Source organism: Pseudoalteromonas sp. J2K-J031, assembly GCF_058197095.2.
Window position 1 is genome coordinate 1,693,636 of the sequence record NZ_CM200279.1, and the last position, 21,660, is coordinate 1,715,295.

The window sequence follows — 21,660 nt, forward strand, 5'->3', positions numbered from 1 at the left end:
GTTTTGGCCGCGCGCCTTCACCTCAATCACATAGTACCTCTATACTCATGAGGGTTCAGGTGCTTGCCGCCTACGCGCATATTGAAATACATAGGGTATAGATATTCCTTTAGTGGCATGACTGTCTGATCACTAATTCTGGCAGTAATACTTTATGTTCAACCGGTTGGCCGGCAATCAGTTTAAGCAGGTTTTCAACCAGCATTTCACCGGCCTTTGAGGTACTTTGTGAAATGGTGGTCAAGGGTGGATTTACAAATGAGGCCATCGGAATGTCATCAAAACCTATCACCGATACATCTTCAGGCACGCGTAAATTGGCTTCTTTAAGTGCACGAATGGCGCCAATAGCAATCAAATCACTGGCGGCAAACAAAGCATTAAATTGCACATTGTTACTGATCAATGACTTAGTGGCATGATAGCCAGAACCATCGGTGGAAATGGCATTGGCAATTTTGCGATGATCAATAGTAAGCCCATGTTGATTAAACACGGATTTAAAACCATTGAAACGGGCATTAAACTCAGGGCTATGCTCAGATGCATCACCAATAAAGGCACATTGTGTACGGTTAAGTGAAATGAGGTGCTCAGCGGCCAAACGCCCACCTTGCTCATTATCGCAACTCAGTGATAAGTCAGGATGGCCTGCGACTTGTGCGCCCCAGCACACAAAATGGGTGGCCGTGCTCATCAGTTTGTCGAGCTTTTCTTGGTAATCAATAAAGTCACCATAACCGAGTAAAATCAGACCATCGGCACGGTGGCTGTCTTCATAATCGGCATGCCAATCTTCTGAGGCTTGTTGAAACGATACCAATAAGTCATAGCCAGCCCGAGCGCATGCTCGTGTAATACTGCCAAGCATAGCTAAGAAGAAAGGGTTTATTTGGGAATCATCGGCAGTGGGGTCTTCAAATAACAGTAACGCAAGGGTACTACTTTGTTGCGTTCTGAGGTTGCTGGCATTTTTATCAACTTTATAGTTGAGTTGTTTTGCAACGTCCTGTACTTTTTTTCGGGTTTCTTCATTTACCAATGGGCTGTTACGCAATGCCCGAGATACGGTTGATTGCGAGACACCTGCATAATGGGCAATGTCAAACGACGTTGCTTTACCTTTCATGGGGTTTCCTGAGTTAAATTGACCAGACGGCTCAGATTAAAAGTTTTTTTGCATATTATATCAATAGAATTCATGTTATTTATTGAAATATACCTGACACCGGTGTCATAATGCGGCAGTTTTATTGATTTGTTGTCAATCTAAAAAGAATACCCTAATACACCACCAAAGCCGACTTTTTGTAGCGAGAGGTCACTGAGGTGTCAAGTAAATCGTCTTAATGATGACAATGACAGGGTAGCATAATCGATACATTAGCTAAGCGCTATCAATAGAGAGAAACACTATGAATGGTATCACGAAATTTGAGCCTATCATTGTCGCAGATATCGGTGGCACCAATGCCCGATTTGCTGTGGTCACTGATTTTGACGCAGCAAGTGTCCAATTTACGATTGCACATCAACGCACTTATGTCAGCGCGCAATTTGATTCGATGCAATCAGTACTCGCCACTTACATTGCTTCACTGGGCTTTGAACAGCCACAACGTGCAGCCTTAGCGGTCGCAGGACCGATGAAAGGGCAAACCGTGAATTTAACTAATCTCGGTTGGAGTTTTACTCTCGATGAATTACAAACTCACTTTGCACTTAAACAGCTTAAAGTGATTAATGATTTTGCCGCCTTTGCTTATGCAGCACCGTATTTAAAACCGGAGCAAAATTTAGTTGTCAAAAAAGGCGTGGCAGAACGCAATGCAAATATTGCAGTGCTTGGACCCGGCACTGGCTTTGGGGCTGCGGCTTTGGTGTTTAACGGCGACTCTCAAGCGGTTTTAAGTTGTGAAGCTGGGCATATTAGCCTTGCGCCAGTGACTGCTTTAGAACGTCAGTTACTGGTCGAAATTAGTAAAGAAGTGAGTCATGTTTCAGTTGAAAACGTGTTTTCAGGCGCAGGATTAGAGCGTTTATACCGAGCGATGGCCAAAGTCAATAATTTACCTGTTCAATCGTATACCGCTGCTGATATTAGTGCGCTGGCATTGTCTGGGCAAAGCGAAATTTGTCAGCTGACCTTAGTACAATTTTGTGAATGGATTGGCAGTGTTGCTGGGGATTTAGCCTTAACGTTTGGTGCCCGGGGTGGTGTATTTATTGGTGGTGGAATTTTACCGAGAATGCAAGAAGTGCTCTTAAATTGTGATTTTAGTGCTCGCTTTGTGCAAAAAGGCATAATGGGCCATTACGTACAAGACATTCCTGTGACGCTTGTGACACAGGACAATATTCCATTTATTGGTGCAGCAGCGAGTTTGCTCGCTCACTAAAAGTGGTTTGGGCGATGGTATTGCCCATATTAGAGAGTAATAATGGAAAAAATTACGATAAACAGTGTGGCTAAACACGCTGGTGTGTCTAAAAAGACGGTATCACGGGTTTTAAATAATGAAGCTAATGTAAGTGATGCAACACGCGAAAAAGTATTAGCCGCATTTAAAGAACTCGATTACAAGCCCAATCCTATCGCACGTGGTTTGGCTAATAATCGTAGTTTTATTATCGGGTGCCTGTATGATAATCCGAGTAAAAGTTATATTACTCGGGTGCAAACGGGTGCGTTGGCTGCATGCCAAGAGCAACAGTACAATTTATTGATCCACCCTTGTGAGTTAAGAGGGCAGGCATTATTAGATAACATTGATACGTTACTTCATACCTCACAACTAGACGGTATTGTATTAACGCCGCCGTTTTCAGATCAAAAACCATTGGTTGATTTTCTTAAAGCGAAAAAAATTCCGTATTCGCGAGTCGCGTCTGTTTTGCTTGAAGATGATTCGATTTCGATAGGCAGTAACGATGGTTATGCTGCGTATGAAATTACCAAGCTCCTTATTTCGCTTGGCCATACTGACATTGCGTTTATCAAAGGGCACCCAGATCACAGCGCCACTGCACAGCGTTTGTTAGGTTATCAACAAGCCCTTGAAGAAAGTGGTTTACCGTTTAAAGAATCACTGATTGATGAAGGTAACTTTAGTTATCACTCAGGTGAGGATAGTGCACGGCGCATTTTGAATTTATCACCTCGTCCGTCTGCGGTATTTGCGTCTAATGATTACATGGCAGCGGCGGTACTTAAAGTGGCCTCGCAGTTAAAGCTTTCGGTGCCACATGATTTATCGATTGCAGGGTTTGATAATGCACCGATTGCCCGCCATATTTGGCCAGGATTGACGACTATTGCACAACCTGTTGAGCAAATGACCCATATTGCGGTGACAAAATTGATTGAACAAATCAAAAATCCTGAATTAGAAAATTATCAAGAAAATCTACCTGCACGTTTAATCACGCGCGAATCGACTGGGCCGTATCAGCCAAAGTAACCGAGCGGGTTAATCGTGAGTTTAAGCCAGATAAAAAAAGCACTTTTTAAGTGCTTTTTTTATGGGTGTGAATGGCAATTTTAGCAGGCGATGTGGGTGGTTTATTCGCAAAAATAAAATATTCAACTAAATTTAATTGAGATGGTTGACACCGGTGTCAAAATTATGAGTTAATACTGTGACACCGGTGTCAGGTTGTGATTGTGAGAGACGCAACTTAATACCGAACCTTTGAACGGGTAAATCAAAATGCGCTCAGTACTGTGACTCGCCCTGGAGTCTAGTGAGTCGGTACTGAGCCTTTTATCCTTAAATCAAAAAAAGAGTTGAATTTTATGCTGCATCCTCGTATTCAAGAAGTTACTGAACGTGTCATTCTCCGAAGCAAAGCGACTCGCGACGCCTACATGGCCAGAATTAATCACGCTAAATCCCAAACACGTGTCAGAGCCGGTTTAGGATGTGGCAACCTTGCTCATGTCATGGCGGCATGTAGTAAAGAAGAAAAAGATTTATTAAAAGACGATATCCAACCAAACCTTGCCATCATTAATTCTTATAACGACATGCTTTCTGCGCATGTGCCTTACAAAGATTATCCAGATTTAATTAAAGACATTGCAAAAAAATATAACTCAACAGCACAAGTTGCTGGTGGTGTTCCTGCGATGTGTGATGGTGTGACGCAAGGCCGTGATGGCATGGAGTTATCATTGTTTTCACGTGATGTGATTGCGATGTCGACTGCGATTTCATTATCTCATGATGTTTTTGATGGTGTGTTTTGTTTAGGTGTGTGTGACAAAATAGTGCCTGGTTTATTAATTGGTGCATTATCGTTTGGCCACTTACCAACCATGTTTTTACCCGCAGGCCCAATGCAGTCGGGTTTACCAAATAAAGAAAAAGCACGCGTAAGACAACAGTTTGCTCAAGGTAAAGTGGGTCGTGAAGAATTATTAGCTGCAGAAAGCGCCTCGTATCACAGTGCGGGTACTTGTACTTTTTACGGTACAGCTAACAGTAACCAAATGCTGATGGAAATTATGGGCCTGCATTTACCAGGTAGCTCATTTATCAACCCATACACAGAGTTGCGTGACGGATTAACAGCCCATGCAGTTCAAACCATGCTTGAGCAGCTCATCGAATCAAAAAATGCACCATGCCTTGCTGAAGTTGTGTCTGAAAAAACGATTATCAATGGTTTAGTGGGCTTGCTTGCTACAGGTGGTTCAACGAATCATGCTATTCACTTAGTGGCAATTGCAAAAGCGGCGGGTGTTGAGCTGACGTGGAAAGACATGTCAGATTTATCAGAAGTTGTGCCTTTACTTGCTCGTATTTATCCAAATGGCCATGCCGATGTGAATCACTTCCAAGCAGCGGGTGGTATGGGTTATTTAATGCGTGAATTACGCACAGCTGGTTTTTTACATAACGATGTTAAAACTATTTTAGGCGAAGGGCTCGATGCTTATACAACCGAGCCTCGCATTGCCACTGATAGCAGCTTAATTATGAGCACAGCCCAAGGCCCAGCTAAAGTAACGTGGGTTGATTGCCCTGAAAATTCACTTGATCCTGAAGTGCTTCGTTCGGTGAGCGATGCATTTAGCCCACAAGGTGGCTTACAACTGTTAACGGGTAATTTAGGCCATGCAGTGATTAAAGTATCAGCGGTTGCCAAAGAGCATCAAGTTGTTACTGCACCTGCAAAAGTATTTGATTCACAATCGGGTTTACAGGCTGCGTTTGCTCGTGGTGAGTTAGAAACTGATTTTATTGCGGTAATTAAAGAGCAAGGGCCTAAAGCGAAAGGAATGCCAGAGCTGCACAAATTAACCCCAATCATGGCGTCACAACAAGACAAAGGCTTTAAAGTGGCTATCGTAACCGATGGTCGTATGTCGGGTGCATCAGGTAAAGTTCCTGCTGCAATCCACTTAGCGCCAGAAGCAATAGAAGGCGGCGTTATCGCTAAAATTCGTGAAGGTGATTTAATTACTCTCGATGCGCCTAAGGGTTCATTAATTGTACATGTTGATGCAGCAGAATTAGCGGCACGTGAAGCACAATTTAGCGTGCAAACAAATACTTTTGGTACAGGTCGCGAGTTATTTGCTGGTTTTAGGAATACTGTCAGCAGCGCAGATTTAGGTGCCAGTGCATTTGGTTTGATTTACCCAGAAAACAAATAATCAGCGGTGTTGTAATCTAAAAAAGGATAATAAAAATGAGTATTGAAAATATTTTACGTTCAGCACCTGTTGTACCTGTTGTTGTGATTGATGATTTAGCTGATGCAGTGCCTTTGGCACAAGCATTATACAATGGTGGTTTACGTGCACTTGAAATTACATTAAGAACGCCTGTTGCAGCGCAAGCGGTAAAATTGATGAAACAAGCATTACCGGACGCCTATGTGGGCACGGGTACTGTGATTAACCGTGAGACATTTGAAGCGTCTATTGAAGCGGGTGCAGATTTTATGGTTAGCCCAGGTGTGAACGATGAGTTATTAGCGCTTGCTGCTAATTGTGACACTCCTTTTTTACCCGGTGCAGCAACACCAAGCGAAGTAATGAAACTTGCTGCTCACGGCTTTAAATTTTTGAAATTTTTTCCTGCCGAAGCTGCCGGTGGTACAGCCATGTTGAAGTCAATCCATGGCCCATTACCACAGGTCAAATTTTGCCCAACCGGTGGCATAAGTTTAGCAACAGCACCACATTATTTAGCTTTGCCTAACGTTGTATGTGTAGGTGGCACATGGATGTTAGATAAAACCTTAATTGCAAAAAAAGATTGGTCTGCAATTGAAACACTTGCGCGTCAAGCATACGAATTAAATAGATAAGGGGAATGAGATGATTAGAGTAGCAATTAATGGCTATGGCCGAATTGGTCGCAATGTATTGCGTGCATTGTACGAGTCAGGTCGTCAAAACGAGATTAAAATCGTTGCAATTAATGACTTAGCACCTGCGAATGTAAACGCGCATTTAACTCAGTTTGACTCAGTACATGGTCGTTTTGGTTTTCCTGTTACCCTTGGTGACAATGCAATGGTGGTTGCGGATGATTCAATTACATTGACTCAAGAACGCGATCCGGCCAACTTGCCGTGGAAAGCATTGAATGTTGATATCGTATTAGAATGTACTGGTTTATTCACTACACGTGAATCAGCAGGTAAGCATATTACAGCTGGCGCTAAGCGTGTTATTGTATCTGCTCCTGGTACTGATATGGATGCAACCGTTGTGCACGGTGTTAACTCAAACGTATTAACACCTGAGTGTCATATTATTTCGAATGCGTCATGTACTACTAACTGCTTAGCGCCAATTGCTAAAATCCTGAACGATGCTATTGGCATTGAGCAAGGAAGCATGACAACCATTCATGCTTATACAAACGATCAAAACCTATCTGATGTATATCACCCAGATTTATATCGTGCGCGCAGTGCAACACAGTCAATGATCCCAACTAAAACGGGTGCGGCTAAAGCGGTAGGTTTAGTGCTACCAGAGCTTGCGGGTAAATTAGATGGTATGGCGGTTCGTGTACCAACGATTAACGTATCTTTAGTTGATTTAACCTTTATTGCAAAACGTGAAACGACGGCTGCAGAAGTGAATGCCGCAATTAAGGGGTTCGCTGAAGGTTCAATGGCAGAAATTTTGGAATACAACGAGTTACCGTTAGTTTCAATTGATTTTAATCACAATCCAGCATCGTCAATTTTTGATGCAACACAAACTAAAGTTGATGGTAAATTAGTAAAAGTAATGGCATGGTATGATAATGAATGGGGTTTCTCAAACCGCATGCTAGACCAAGCTGTAACCTTAGCTAAGCTAATGAACTAAAAATAAAGTTTCTTAAAAGGCCTGTTGATTATCAACAGGTTTTTTTTTGCCTTTAAAATATACTCAATCAGTTTTTCTTGATGTTCACTCGTACTCTTTGGTCAGAAGGCTGATCTAATACCAATCGTAATAAATAACTGATCACCCTAGCTTGTTAAAACACTCGATAACTTCGTTAGATTTTTTGATTGTAGAATAACTACTTATCGAAAAAATCAGCCTTGTTCTCAAGCGTTTTTCCTACGCTATTTTTGATCACTTACTTATCGTGATTGGTATAAAAGGTTTGACTGTTATGAACTTGAAATGATTCGTTTTGAGTTAATGCGATTCATTATATCTATTAATAGTTTGAGCAGGTATCCAATACGACGTTAACCACAGCAAGGACAATCGTTTAAAACATCGGTTAATAGCACTTAAATCAGAGCACAATACCAGCCATCCCTTTTTTTAACCGTTCGTCATTTATTTAAATCATAAAATAAATTTGGCTATATCATGTCACCAAACAGTAACGCCATGCAGATACGGGAAGTGATTTGCCTGCAAGATAAACCCACACTGTTTGAGGCATTGAGCTTTATTTAGCCTTATTTTTGCAATGTTATTTTTAGATACCCTATAAGCACAGCATCCAACCAATGCTGTGCTTTTTATTTTTGTCGATCACAGTAATATACTGGCTTTTTCTCGTTTTAGTATTAAAGTAAGTGAGCTAAAATTAACCACTTAGTCGCTCGGGATATCAAAAGAGATGTCTTGTTTTACGACTGTTATTGGATGTAATAGTTTTAATTGTGTGAGGGTGTAATATTACAAACAATTAAGTTTGTCCTAAGCCATTTTTTGAAAAAGGAATTTTCATGTCAAATTCTCATATATTTAGCCAGCTTCAGTTTTCATATGATATTACCCCAGAAGCTAAAAATTTATTTAATAATGCAGTCGCATCACTAGATGATGTTATTTTTGAGCCTGTTGCAATGTGTGCTGCAAAAGAGGGCATTAATAATTATTCGTTTTTATGCAATGGCATTCACATTGAGCCATCAGCGACACCTTTTGCCGCAATGATTTCGCTTGAGCAAGATCAAAGTGGCGTAATTGGAGTGTCACACATTCAAAAATTAAGTTATTAAGTGCAGTAATTAATTCATATCAACTTCGCGTTAGGATGGAAATATCACTATTAACAGCGTAAGCTAATAAAAATGTATAATTTCCACAGTTTTAACATGCGATTAATTAAATTATTGTTTCTACTATTCTGTTTTACTCAGAGTTTGTATCTTTGCGCTGCCCCAAATAAAGAAGCCCAGTGTCTGTTGCTGAATCAACAGGTTAATCAATTTAGTTATGCGCCCAATAGCCCACCTTATAAGCAAGCAAAACGTGCTTATGACAGAGAATGCCACGATTTAAATACTCAAGCTGTAGAAACTACAACTCTCAATAATTCCGCTCAAACTAGCAAAGAGGTTCAATCACCTAATGATGATGAATTGGCCCGAATTAAAGCAGAGCAATTGCTTGAAAAACAAAAGCAAGCAGCACTAAAACTCGAACAAGAAGAGCTCGCCAAAGCACAAGCTCTTTTAGAACAAGAACAGTTAGCTGAACAAACTGCCATTAAACAAGCTCAATTAAAAGAAACATTTGAAGCTCAGAAGCGCGAAAAAGAACAATTAGAGCAGCAGAAGATTCCTGAGGCTCAATTACAAAAGCAAGCAGAGTTAGCCTTAAAAACCGCCCCTATATTTGTGGCGCCGCCACTTGAGCCAACAAGTTTACTTGATGATTTGATGCTACCTTCAGTGATTGTTTTAAGCTTAATAATAGGGGTTTTAGTATCGTTAAAATGGCTGAGACCTCGAATGTCTCAAATAAAAGAGCAAGCAAATACTTTAAAAGAAAAAACAATTCAAGTTTCACACGATTTAAAGCAAAAAACAGAACAAAATAAGCGTCCAAAGGGAATGCTTTCGCGCACTAAAAACCAATTAGACCGTGATATTTATCAGTCTTATAAACAGTTAACTGTTTCATTAGATAGTGGATTAGAGAGCAAAGTAGACCGGATTATTGTGTCAAATTATGGTGTGTTTGTACTGTTGTTTGCATCGCAACAAGGTGCTGTATTTGGTACTCAAGCGGCATCACAATGGTCTGAGCAAACTAATGGTGAGACTTTATCGTTTGATAACCCACTACAATTGGCAACGCGCCACGCGTTTGCGGTAGGCCGATTACTTGATGTAAACGAAGGTGTAAAAACAGTTGTGGTCTTTAATGATGCGGTTGTATTCAAATCGCCTATGCCTGAAAATGTTATTCACCGAGCTGACATGTTTGATTATATTCAAAGTTTTAAACAATTTATTTTTATGGATGAGCAAGTCGATGAATTTAATGAGGTATTAACCGCGCAATTTGAGCAACAAAACAGTGAGTCTGAGCAACAACATATTGAAACAGAGCCACAAAAGCCAGTTGTTGAGACTAGCCTTACACCTACCAAAAAAGAGACAGGCGTTGAAACTGCTCGTGTTGAAACTCAATTACCTCCTTTTTCCCCCAATCTTGATGAGGGGGTAAGTAAGGCACAGAACTTGTTTTCCCATAATGAAAAGAATAATGAACTTGAGCCTTTTGTTAGCCCATCACAATTTATTGAACAGATAGATGAAACAGACCCTATTGTTCAAACTGAGCATCCTCCCACAGTGGTTGATGAAAAAAATGATGAGTTTGATGAACATGAGTCGGCATTTAATGCCAGTTCACGCAATAGCGACTTATTTGCAACGCCCAGAGCTGACTATTCGCCTGATTTAGACCCTCAAACTGAGCCTTTAACTAACACGACATTCAAGCAAGAGGCTGGCGAAGTTCATATTGATACGCAGATTAATACCCAAAGTGATGATATGGAGGGCGTAAAATCGGCCGAGCAAATAGAAATTACAGGTAAAGCACCATTAAATGAAGATGACACATTACCCTCCGATGACATGCAATCGAAATCAGTTGCATCAACTGAGCAACTAGATGAAGTTGCGGCATTTTTAACAGCAGAAGTGGGCGATGTGCTTGCCAATACAAAGCGTACATCTTATCTTGTGCAACCACAATTTAAAGAGCCTGTGGTGCGAGAATATAAGCCTGTTGAAGAGCCAGTAGTGGAACAAAAAAATAATGCCACAATCGAAAACGTTACTGATTTTGAACCAGACTCAAACTCAAACCTTGAGCCTGATGCTCCAGCAGCTGAAAAATCTTTGCTACAAGCAACGGAAAACCCAGACGTTAACTCAGAAAAAGTTACTGCCCCTCAAAATACAACGGGTAATGAATTAGAATTTAAACCTTTACCGATCGCAAAAGATTTAAAACCCTTAGTGCGAAATGAACCCAAAAGTCTTTATGTACCACAAGAGGATGAGGTTAAAGGGAAAAAAGATTTATTTGCTAATCTATCGCTCGACCCAACTTGGGGTGTCCCAAGCGAAACGGATCCGCAAAGTCAAAGTGTAGACATAATAAAAAAAGCCGCATGTGATGACGAGCATGATCAAATTGCACAGCAAGCGATTTCGTTTTGTCCGCAATGTTTATCAACGGTTGTTGAAACAAAAGACCCAAGCAGTGGTGCACGTATCTACACGTGTAGTTCACAACCCTTGTGTGACTTTACCAAAACCATTCAATAGATAATCTGTAGCCTCTGGTATTTTACAGGGTAAAAATATGCGACTAAAGACTACTTTTGTTTTTAGTCGCAGCATGTTCTGCTTATCAAAAATAACTTTAGGTATGTATTGTGACTACTTTAAAAAAATATTTCACGTTATCCGTAAGTATTGCTCTTTCTATGCCAGTTTTCGCGACTGCTTCTGTTGATAGTACAGATTTTGTTCCTGATAAGACATTCACACAGGGCGTTGAAGGGCCTGTTGTAGGTAAAGATAATCGCTTATATGCGGTTAACTTTAAAGAAGAAGGCACGATCGGTGTGGTTAACGCTCAAGGTTTGGCTGAATTGTTTGTCACACTACCTAAGGGAAGCACAGGCAATGGTCTGCAGTTTGATGCCTTGAATAATCTTTATGTGGCTGATTACAGAGGTCATAATATTTTAAAAATTGCAGCCAATAGTCAAACAGTGAGCGTCTTTTCTCACAATAGCGCATTTAATCAACCCAATGATATTGCAATCACCACATCGGGTGTGTTGTTTGCCAGCGATCCAAATTGGGCGCAAAGCACGGGTAAACTTTGGCGCATAAACCAAGATGGTAGTAATGTATTATTAGAAGATAATATGGGAACAACGAACGGTGTCGCAGTGAGTGCAGATCAAACACGGTTGTATGTGAATGAAAGTGTCCAGCGTAAAGTGTGGGTCTATGACTTAGATAAAGACTACCAACTTAGTAACAAGCGGGTATTCATCGAGTTTGATGATCATGGCTTAGATGGAATGCGTACCGATAAATTAGGTAATGTGTATATCGCCCGTTATGGCAGCGGCACTGTAATAAAGGTAGCGCCGCAAGGAAATATATTAAAAACCTTTCAGTTAAAAGGTCAGTTTCCAACCAATGTAGCATTAAACCCAGTCGAAAATCGTTTATATGTGACTATGCAAAAGCGTGGTGCGATTGAAGTGATTGCACTTTAACGCAAGAACTGCATTTTAAGATTTGATTTGTTATAAAGCCTGTAAATGAATATAAAAAAAGGAGTATCAATTGATACTCCTTTTTTGTTAAAGCATGGGTTTGAGTAAATCAAACATAGCGTTTATGTGGTCGTCTCGATCATTGAGCGCTGGAATATAACGATAGTGGTCGCCACCGGCATGGATAAACACTTCGCGATTTTCTTCTTCAAGTTCTTCTAGAGTCTCTAAACAATCAGCACTAAAAGCAGGACTGACAATTGCAACATTTTTAATGCCTTGGCTTGGCAGCGTTTCAAGCGTTACATCGGTGTATGGTTTTAACCACTCGGCTTTACCAAAGCGGCTTTGGAACGTTGTGATCGCTAATTCTTTATCTAAACCAAGTTTTTCCATCACCAAACGGGTGGTTTGGTGACAAAAACAATGATAGGGATCACCATGATCTAAAAAGCGTTTAGGCATACCATGATAGGAAAATACTATTTTTTCTGGAGTGCCTTTCTCAGCCAAATCTTCCGCAATGCTATTGGCTAAAGATGAAATATAACTGGCTTGTTTGTGGTAGCCATTAATGAAATGAAGTTCAGGTACCCAGCGCCATTTTTTTAGCACTCTAGCCACTGCATCAAATGTAGATCCCGTTGTTGGGCTGCTGTATTGAGGGTAAAGTGGTAATACAATAATTTTGGTGATCCCTTTATCGCGCAGCTGCTCCAAGCCCGCCTCAATGGATGGATTACCGTATCGCATCGCCATCACAACTTCTGCGTGCTGACAATTATTATCATTGAGTACTTGTTGCAGCTTTTGCTGTTGTTGCTTGGTGATATGCGTCAAAGGAGACCCATTCTCAGTCCAGATACCTTGGTACAGTTTGGCTGAGCGTTTTGGCCGCACCCGTAAAATAATACCATGTAAAATCATCAACCAAACTAGCCTTGGGATTTCAACAATTCGGGGATCAGATAAAAATTCAGCGAGGTAACGTCTAACCGCAGCAGTGGTTGGCTCATCTGGGCTACCAAGATTGGTTAATAAAATACCGGTTTTTTGATTAAAACGTTGCTCATGTGGGTTATCAGTAATAGCAGAAAATCGAGACACAAATGATTCCTTCAAAGCGTAATGTTAGACAGCTGCATTATAGGCATACTTATTGATATTGATATATTTTTTAGATTGTAAATACGTAATAATCTAAACATAAAGCATAAACGTACTATACAAAAAACTCAGCGACTTAATCGGGTAAAATTAAGTCGCTGATTTTGGCTTGGCGAGGGGGTTAAATTAAAACAAGTAGTCGGTGTTTTATGCCCCTCACACACCATTACGGGAGTATAAAAAATAAAGATCAGTCTTTTTAATAAAAAGATTTTTATAGTGACGCCATTAGCATGCAGTAGTAAGCAATAAGAAGATGAAAGTGTATGAAAATCAATAGAAGGGATGAATAAGACTTTTGGCGGGCAAGAGAAAGTGAACGCCTAATGATAACTGTATTACCTCATCATTCATAATATCGAAAAGTTACCAAATAGGGTGCATTAAACAGGGGAACCCAGATCACCTATAACGCCTAAAAACCTCACTGTAAACTTGGCATATTGCTGTGTTCCGAAATGATAAGGCAGCCACTGAATTTTGGAATAGTGCATTCAAAAGGTTAAATTTAAACTTTAGGGAGTTTTTTCTTCCTGAATTAGAAGACTTATATACATTTATAGTAAATGAATAATGTTGGAAGCTGAATCAGTTATTTAATGTGTATACACAATAAAGCGATGTTAAATCGTTGTGCTGTTTATAATAGAAGGTTGTAAACACAAAATGAGTCTTTATTATTGAGTTTTTATCGCTGCTAGATGTTCTTCAAATGTTGATATTGTTTAAATCTAAATAATTAAGTCTAATTAACTTAAATATTTAGATCGTCTTTAACATTAAGCTGCTTGTTTGCGTTTAGAGGATGTATTAGGTAAAATTCGCCAAAGGATAGTTAAGAGAAATTTCTATCTGATTTTAGGCTTTATTTAGTTATTCATGAGTAGTTGAGCAGACGAGTTATAAAGACTCTATACCACTTATCTAGATTTAATACAGAGACTTATAATTTGCCAAATATCGCAACAGAGAAAAACCATTCTCGACAGTCACACCGAGTTACAATTCCATTATTAATTCAAATCAATCAAGTTACTTACAATTGCCATGACTGGTCAGTGACAGGTGTTGGTGTACTTGATTTCACCACAGATGCGCCTAAAGGTGAGGTATTTGAAGTTGCTTTGATTTTGCCCATCAAAGATGCCAGTGTAACGCTCAGAGTGAAAGTTAAGTTAGAAAACACAAAAGGTAATTTGGCAGGTTTTTCTTTTATTGCTTTAGAGGCTAAACACAAGCGTATTTTAAGGCACTATATTGAAATGTCGATTGATGGACGAGTTGATAATATAGAAGACCTACTTTCTGTAGCTGCAGCTCCAGTTATACAAACTCCCATTAATGATGCTCTCACATTAAGCGATATTGAACATTCAACACTACTTAAGCAATTTAAATTCCGCAGTAAACTCTATGTTTTTGCTGGAATACTTTTATTTGTAGCGCTAATGACAACGCTGTACTACCACACAAATTATCAAATTAAGAGTACAGGTATTGTACTTGGTAACAGCCAAACTATCGCGACATCAGAAGGGGGTACTGTTATAAAATCTTTTGTGGATATTGGTGCGCACGTTGAAGTGGGCGATCCATTGTTCAGTATGAAAGACTCACAAAAAGCTCTTATTCTGAGCAATTTACAGATCCAGTTAGAGCAGTTGAAACAGCGTATTTTATCGGTTAATAAATCTAACGATATTCAAACGAGTTACCAGCCTTTGCTTTCTTTGTTAAAAACTAGGACTAGTCAATATAAGCTAGAGTTAGAAGCTGCTAAAGCGTTATTTAATGAACGAACAATCACTCAGAAAGATTTGATGGAGTTGCAAGAGCGCTGGCAGCAAAGTGAGGTTGAATTACTCAAAGAACAGCAACGTATAGCCTACTATGATAATGAACAACAACGAATTCTCGAGCGCGATAAAAATCAATTTTTATTTCCACTTGAAACCCAACGTTATCAGTTAGAGCAGCAAATTTCGCTTGCGAAGTTACAAACTGAATGGCTTGTTCGGGCAAAAAGTGCTGGGGCAGTGTTAGCCCTTTATGCCAAGGAGGGGCAGGTCATTAAACCTTACGATCCCTTGGTTCTGTTGTCGAATCACGAACGTCCTTTTATTGCTATGCGTATTAATAAAGATGACGTGACTCGTGTGACAGTGGGGCAGACTGCCCGTGTTTTAGCTTTATATTCACAAGAGTACCTTGAAGGTGAAGTACAATTTGTTGGTGAGCAGGCATTAACCGTGCAGGAGCAGAATGCTTTTGGTGATACGTTAAGTTCAACAATTGTCAAAATTGTTTTACGAAAACCTGCGCAGCTCGATGCATTTAGTCCTGTAAAAGTGTGGATTAATACCTCGATATGGTAAACGTATGATCCCACGTTTTGGCAAAAATAATAGTCTACCCAGTGCTGTCATTCCCATCTTTTTTTATTTGAGCATTTCATTTGGATTGTATGCACTCTCTAGGCCACATATTTCTGCCCCAGAGGGACATTGGATTGCTGCATTCGGAATCTTTGCTATTTGGCGCTATGGCTGGCAGATATTAAATTACTGTCGTGCCGGTTATTACGCATTTGTGCGTTATCCGTATTTACGAATGTTAACCGAGCAGCAAGCACAAGAGAGTCGTTACCCTAAACATCTCTTTTTTATCATCCCATCCTTTAAAGAAGAGGCATGGGTGTCAGTTGAAACATTTCAATCTATTTTATCTAACCTTGCGAGTGTTCCTTGTACGGCAACTCTAATTGTTTCAACAGGTAGTGATGAAGACGATGCAATAGTTACCGCAGCATTTTGCTCTCACCCATGCCATTACAAAGCTGAGTTAGTTTTACAGCGCCAGAACCAAGGTAAACGAATCGCTATGGGTCATGCTTTACGTGCTGTGGCTCGCCGTTATAAAGATGAATTTAATAGCGTAACATTATTCATGGATGGTGACAGTTACCTTGAACCTAATACTCTTAAAAAGTCATTGCCATTTTTTACGACCTTCAAAGACTTAGGTGCATTGACAACAAACGAAGTTGCATTTATTAATACTCGCTCATCTTGGTATAAAGATTGGTTTAACTTAAAGTTTGGGCAACGACATATTTTGTTTCAGTCTCACTCGCTATCGAATAAAGTGTTAACCCTAACTGGCCGTTTTTCGATGTTCAGAAGCTGTATTGTGACTGAACCTGAATTTATTCAACAAATGGAGCACGATATTTTAAGCCATTGGGCTCATGGGAAATTTCGATTTTTAATGGGTGATGACAAAACGAGCTGGTTTTATTTATTAAAACACCGATGGAACATGCTCTATTTACCAGATGTGCTGGTTTACTCTCTTGAAAGCCGCGATGCTAATTTTTGGCAACTTAGCACCAGTTTACCGTTTCGATGGTATGGTAACTCCCTCAGAAATAATGCGCGTTCATTACAACTAGGAATGCGTACTACAGGTGTATTTATCTGGTTCGCAATTCTCGACCAAAGACTAAGTATGTGGTCTGCACTGGTGGGGATTACGGGGGCTACGTTGCTATCAATATTTAAAAATCCTTGGTATTTACCAGTGTATTTAGGATGGGTGCTTATTGTTAGGGTAATACAATTGGTGATTATTGCATTTAGAGGTCATCCGGTTAGCTTATTAACAATTCCACTTATGTTATATAATCAGTGGGTTGGGTCGATAATTAAAATCAGAGCCTATTTTAATTTAGGTGAACAACGCTGGTCTAAAGGTGGTACAGTTCAAAAAGGAGATGATAATCGGTTACCCGTGCGACATCGGTTTAGCTTGTATTTACCACGTTATTTACAATGGTTTTATTACAGCTTATTTGTTTTTTCATTAGCTTTGTTTACTCATGCATTAGATGTACCTAAAATAAGCCTGCTTATTGATGAACATAAAACTCTTCTGTTCATCAAAGCAGAGGAACATGGTGTTATTGCTAATGATGAAAAGGATGACAGTAAAGCACTTAACGATTTAATCGCACATGCTCCTGACTATAGCGTTATAAAGTTACCAAATGGCATAATAAACCTTGATCACCCGCTTATTATTACCCGCAGTCATGTTACCTTAGAAGGTGACAACACAAATATTGTCGCTCAATTTAACAGTGATGTCCCAAGTGCTGCTATTTGGATTAAAGGCGAAAAGTTACCTAAAAAATGGTCTATTTCAAGCTTTAATGATAATACATCTTTCAATATCAGTTCAGCTGTTGCTAATCAATTACAAGAAGGAGACACCGTTTTTATTGCTGTAGAAAACACGGACGACTTTTTAGAATATATAGGCAGTCAGCATTGGAATAAACGCTACCCTACGTTACGGCGCCAATTAAATACTATCACTACAATTGATGGTGATAAGGTACTGTTAACGTATCCGCTCCCACCTGAGTTACTAAATCAACAAGCGTATCTGCAACGAGTTAAGGCTGTTGAAAATGTCGAACTTCGGAATTTCAAATACCGTTTTATAATCCCTGGTGAGAAAGCAGATTCGATGAAACACGTATATCGAAATGCGTATCCTGAATATTTAGTCGATAGTATCGCATTAGAGTGGACTCATAATATACGCCTCAATACGCTTTCGTTACAAGATGCAGGCAATCATCCTTTATCTATCGAAAATAGTCTTGCACTTAAAGCAAATAATATACGTATCGATGGCGCATGGAATAAAGGCGATAAGGGAAGGGGGTATCTTAAGCTCGCCATGTCTCATTATTGCGAGCTCAATCAGCTCCGTGTTAGTAATATTCGTCATATCGCCATACAGTGGGGAGCTTCGTATAATTTAATTAATGGTTTATACAGCGAAGTAGATATCAATTTTCATGGTGGATTTAGTCAACATAATGAAGTAAAAGGTGCCTCGTTTGCTATCCCAAATGAGCATCCATGGCCCGCGGTGTATCGTACGCCCAATGATGCAAAGTGGGCACCTCCAGATGGGGAAGGTAATGTAGTTGAAATAACTTCCGATAACAGAAAATGATGAGCTAAGAAGCCATACGGATCACTAAGTACCTTTTACTTGTAATTTCTAAGTGATTGATTATTAAATTTTTCTAAGTAATTCTATATTGTCTGTCTCTAATACCGATTGTAATTGTAATAAACAGCTTAGAACCATTAATCGAGCGATTAAAATTTGCTTTTCTAATTGAATTTTCTCAAGTTCAATTTCATCCATACGCTGTTCAGGTTGGTAATTTAAGCCAGCCATACTGGCACCAAACTGACGCAGTACAAGTAAGCGCTCTTGTTCCAAATATTCATATTTCAAAAGAAGGGTGCCTAATTCACTTTGTTGTTGCCAAAATGCGTTATGTAATTGCGAGACGTTGTTATTAATTAAACGATGTGTCAATTCTTCTTGAAGAGCAATCTGTTTTTTTAGAAAATATTGCTTATCCTGTGCTTTAAAATCAAACGAGAGAGGAAGTTTTAGCTGAAGACCAATCAGATTTTCATTAAGGAGTGCAACACTCTGATCATTACGATTTTCAACAAACAGCTTGAGACTAACATCATCTAAATAAGAGTCTTTTATATCCAACTGATTTTGCTTTGTCGCTAATAACTTCAAATGAGTTGAGTGACTTTGGGCATATTGTTGTAAAACATTGACATTAGCTATACCAAAATTTTCTATACTATTGAGAAGAACAACCCAACTTTGGGGTAATAAGGGAATATCTTGCAACGAACTAAAATGTTGCTCTAACTGAGTTTGTTTTAATAGGGTTTGTGCAGCTAATAAGTGTGAGCGTTCAATCAAACCTTTTTCTAGTTGTTGTTCTTTTTGGCGTAAAACACCAGAATAGTAGGCAATTTTCTTAGCTAATACATGTGAATTGATGAGTGCTTTAGTGTTTGAAACTCGCTGTAAGTTTTCTTGTAATTGATTTTGCCATAATTGAGAATGTAAAGTTAATTGTTGAAACCGATGTTCTAAACGCTCTTTATCTAGGGTTAGCCATGCGTCGCGCAAACCATCAGAAAAGAACTCTATTTCCAACGCAATACGCTCATCTTTATATTCACTCCCTCCCCCTCGATGCTCAATTCTTAACGATAAGCCAGGTATCCCTGACTTTCCATTATTTATTTGATTGAAATCATTAGTGATTATGTTTGCTTTTGTTATGAAAGAAGATTCAACGTTGAGCTCAGTATTTTCATGAAAATTCGGTCCAAATTTTACTGTGGCTTGTAGGTTAAAATGAACACCGATACAGAAAATAACTAGACTGTGTTTTATTAATTTCATTTGTTTCATTAGTGATAATAACTCCCTGGATATTTCATCTGTTTCCTATCGCATAAAGGTATATGGTACGCTTTAAATGATGATTCGAATAGTTCAAATTGCTCATGGCATATCACAATAAATACTAATTACACTCACACTATCTCAGCAATAATGAGCTGTTTAGGCATTATTGATCTCATTCTGTCATCTACTGTGTCGTGTCTAGCTAAAAGGTTGAAAAATCCATCCTAAACTAGATTTTCCTAAACTTTTAGTTGCTGTTAAAGGAGTTTTACTTGATACAAAAAATCTGGTTATCTATATGAGCTAGTCAAAAAAATAACTTGCCCCACCTAGATTATGAGGGGGTGATAACGATTTCTTATTTTCGTTGGATGAAGCGATATCGTTAAAGTCTAAAATTGTACATTGTAGTTTTTCAATATCCCTTTGACAGCGCGTCCATGCCACTACAAATCAGCAGAACTTGTGGGTTAAATGTGATAACAGTTCATGTCGCAGCACAAAAATTAATAAACGTTCCAAAAGGAACTGTATAACGGGTGGCGTTTGTTATTTTTTAATCCAATGAATAATGCGTTGTTAATTCTTTTGGTGGGCCTTGAGACTATACAATTATTCTTTTTAATAAAAATAGTTGGCTTTATGGATTCAAAATGTATTTTACCTCATGCCTTATTAAAGGCGCACAGGGTTAATTAATGGAACTCGATTATTAGTTAAATTTAGCTGTTAGGGTTATTCTACAGCCTTGTTAAGTATTAAGGAGCTGCTGTGGAATTATCTATTCGGCCAATAACTAGTAAAAATTACGAACATGTCGCAGATCTGGAACTCTTGGATGAACAGGTAAATTATCTTTCCAGTAATACTTGGTCTCTTGTTGAAGCTGCCTATAACGATGGATATGAAGCGCGAGCTATTTACTCTAAAGAGCAACCTGTAGGTTTTATTGTTCTGGTCAACTCCAACCGGACACTTTTCTAAAAGAGATTTCAAAATCTATCGGTGACTGATCAGCATTTGCCGAATGCAGTCGTTCTACATTGTAATATTTCATATATTCCGCCACATCATCACGCATATGTTGACGGGTTGGCTGTGGTACTTTTAACAACCAGTCATGCTTTAAACTACCAAAAAATCGCTCTACAACAGCATTGTCCCAACATGCTCCCACATCACCCATACTTGCTCGACAGCCCAATTGTTTTAATAAACGTCGATAACCTTTACTGGTATATTGCGAACCTCTATCGCTATGAAACACCAAGCCTTTAGGTGGTTTGCGCAAGTTGTAAGCCTTTAAAAATGCTTTCTCCACTAAGCTTCGCGTCATTCGCTTAGATATGTTCCAGCCGACGATTCTGCGAGAATACAAATCCATTACCACTGCGAGATACAGCCAACCTTCGCCTGTTTTAAGATAGCTCACATCACCTGCCCAAACTTGGTTTGGCCCCACAGGATTAAAATTCATATTAAGCAAATTGTCAGCCACACTCTCACTGTGCTTACGCTTTGTGGTGACCTTATAAGCCAGACGTTGCGTCACATGCAGCTTCAGTCGCGCCATTAACTTAATGGTGCGATAACGTGTGATACTAAACCCTTCTTTGCGTAGCGCTTTAGCTAACTCTCGACTACCTAGGCTGTTTCGACTGGCCTTGAATAATGCTTTAGCTCGACGAAACAATGCGAGTGTATCGGCAGTGATAAGCTCACCAGGACTTTTAAGCCAAACGTAATACGCTGATGTACTGACCTGCATCACTTTGCACGCCATCGAAGTAGGATATTTCGACACAAGAGTCTTGATAAATGAGTACCTTACTTCATTTCTTTCGCAAAGAAGGCGCTGGCCTTTTTTAGGATTTCACGCTCCATTAATAAGCGTTTATTCTCTTTGCGTAACAGCATAAGTTCGGTGCGTTCATCGACAGATAAGGTATCACCTTGTGCCTGCTTTTTGTGTTTAGAAACCCAGCTGTAAAGGATTTTATCTGTGATACCTAAAGAAGCGGCTGCTTGAACTATTGTGTAACCTTGCTCAAGCACCAAAGCCACTGCTTCTTGTTTAAAATCGTTTGGATACTGCTTATTTATTCGTTTAGTCATATTCACCTCAATAATGGCATTATATTCCTTTATTAAAGTGTCC

Annotated in this window: 15 protein-coding genes; 11 read left to right on the plus strand and 4 right to left on the minus strand. The window is 39.4% G+C overall.

The annotated features are described in order from the left end of the window. Positions 1–109: 109 nt before the first annotated feature. Positions 110–1,129, minus strand: a complete 1,020-nt coding sequence (locus AC3KZC_RS07755; protein ID WP_490579520.1) for a LacI family DNA-binding transcriptional regulator — start codon at positions 1,127–1,129, stop codon at positions 110–112. Positions 1,130–1,415: 286 nt separating this feature from the next. Between AC3KZC_RS07755 and glk the strand changes: the two genes are divergently transcribed. The 8 genes from glk (at position 1,416) to AC3KZC_RS07795 (ending at position 12,023) form a co-directional block, all read left to right on the plus strand. Continuing rightward, positions 1,416–2,399 carry a glucokinase gene (glk, locus tag AC3KZC_RS07760; RefSeq protein ID WP_490579521.1) on the plus strand — a complete coding sequence of 328 codons (984 nt, stop codon included), beginning with the start codon at positions 1,416–1,418 and terminating at the stop codon, positions 2,397–2,399. 42 nt (positions 2,400–2,441) lie between these two features. Beyond that, positions 2,442–3,461, plus strand: coding sequence for a LacI family DNA-binding transcriptional regulator (locus AC3KZC_RS07765; protein ID WP_490579522.1), 1,020 nt, complete (start codon positions 2,442–2,444; stop codon positions 3,459–3,461). A gap of 335 nt (positions 3,462–3,796) precedes the next feature. Further along, positions 3,797–5,662, plus strand: coding sequence for a phosphogluconate dehydratase (edd, locus tag AC3KZC_RS07770; protein ID WP_490579523.1), 1,866 nt, complete (start codon positions 3,797–3,799; stop codon positions 5,660–5,662). Between the two features lie 35 nt (positions 5,663–5,697). Further along, positions 5,698–6,321 (plus strand): bifunctional 4-hydroxy-2-oxoglutarate aldolase/2-dehydro-3-deoxy-phosphogluconate aldolase, encoded by a 624-nt coding sequence (locus AC3KZC_RS07775; RefSeq protein WP_490579524.1) that lies wholly within the window; start codon positions 5,698–5,700, stop codon positions 6,319–6,321. Between the two features lie 10 nt (positions 6,322–6,331). Then, positions 6,332–7,339: a type I glyceraldehyde-3-phosphate dehydrogenase gene (gene gap, locus AC3KZC_RS07780; protein ID WP_490579525.1), complete on the plus strand. Its 1,008-nt coding sequence runs from the start codon at positions 6,332–6,334 to the stop codon at positions 7,337–7,339. A gap of 866 nt (positions 7,340–8,205) precedes the next feature. Beyond that, positions 8,206–8,481, plus strand: coding sequence for a hypothetical protein (locus AC3KZC_RS07785; RefSeq protein WP_490579526.1), 276 nt, complete (start codon positions 8,206–8,208; stop codon positions 8,479–8,481). 96 nt (positions 8,482–8,577) lie between these two features. Then, positions 8,578–11,052 carry a nuclease-related domain-containing protein gene (locus AC3KZC_RS07790; RefSeq protein WP_490579527.1) on the plus strand — a complete coding sequence of 825 codons (2,475 nt, stop codon included), beginning with the start codon at positions 8,578–8,580 and terminating at the stop codon, positions 11,050–11,052. Positions 11,053–11,213: 161 nt separating this feature from the next. Then, complete coding sequence (locus AC3KZC_RS07795) at positions 11,214–12,023, plus strand: SMP-30/gluconolactonase/LRE family protein (RefSeq protein ID WP_490579534.1); 810 nt, start codon at positions 11,214–11,216, stop codon at positions 12,021–12,023. A gap of 87 nt (positions 12,024–12,110) precedes the next feature. On the opposite strand, the gene hemH is transcribed toward AC3KZC_RS07795, so the two are convergent. Then, the gene (gene hemH / locus AC3KZC_RS07800) at positions 12,111–13,130 is read right to left on the minus strand and encodes a ferrochelatase (RefSeq protein ID WP_490579528.1); all 1,020 of its coding nucleotides are present in this window, start codon (positions 13,128–13,130) and stop codon (positions 12,111–12,113) included. 1,010 nt (positions 13,131–14,140) lie between these two features. Between hemH and AC3KZC_RS07805 the strand changes: the two genes are divergently transcribed. Further along, a complete protein-coding gene (locus AC3KZC_RS07805; RefSeq protein WP_490579529.1) occupies positions 14,141–15,565 on the plus strand; it encodes a hypothetical protein in 1,425 nt (474 codons plus the stop codon). A 4-nt stretch (positions 15,566–15,569) separates the two neighbouring features. Further along, complete coding sequence (locus AC3KZC_RS07810) at positions 15,570–18,218, plus strand: glycosyltransferase (RefSeq protein ID WP_490579530.1); 2,649 nt, start codon at positions 15,570–15,572, stop codon at positions 18,216–18,218. A gap of 63 nt (positions 18,219–18,281) precedes the next feature. Here the strand turns inward: AC3KZC_RS07810 and AC3KZC_RS07815 are convergent, their stop codons facing one another. Beyond that, complete coding sequence (locus AC3KZC_RS07815; RefSeq protein WP_490579531.1) at positions 18,282–19,505, minus strand: hypothetical protein; 1,224 nt, start codon at positions 19,503–19,505, stop codon at positions 18,282–18,284. A gap of 768 nt (positions 19,506–20,273) precedes the next feature. Here AC3KZC_RS07815 and AC3KZC_RS07820 point away from each other — a divergent pair. After that, positions 20,274–20,486: a hypothetical protein gene (locus AC3KZC_RS07820; RefSeq protein WP_490579532.1), complete on the plus strand. Its 213-nt coding sequence runs from the start codon at positions 20,274–20,276 to the stop codon at positions 20,484–20,486. Here the strand turns inward: AC3KZC_RS07820 and AC3KZC_RS07825 are convergent. After that, a protein-coding gene (locus AC3KZC_RS07825; RefSeq protein WP_518525906.1) for an IS3 family transposase occupies positions 20,461–21,617 on the minus strand; the annotation gives its coding sequence in 2 pieces (ribosomal slippage) (positions 20,461–21,371 and positions 21,371–21,617; 1,158 coding nt in all). The two genes, AC3KZC_RS07820 and AC3KZC_RS07825, sit on opposite strands and share 26 nt — an antisense overlap. Positions 21,618–21,660 lie beyond the last annotated feature (43 nt).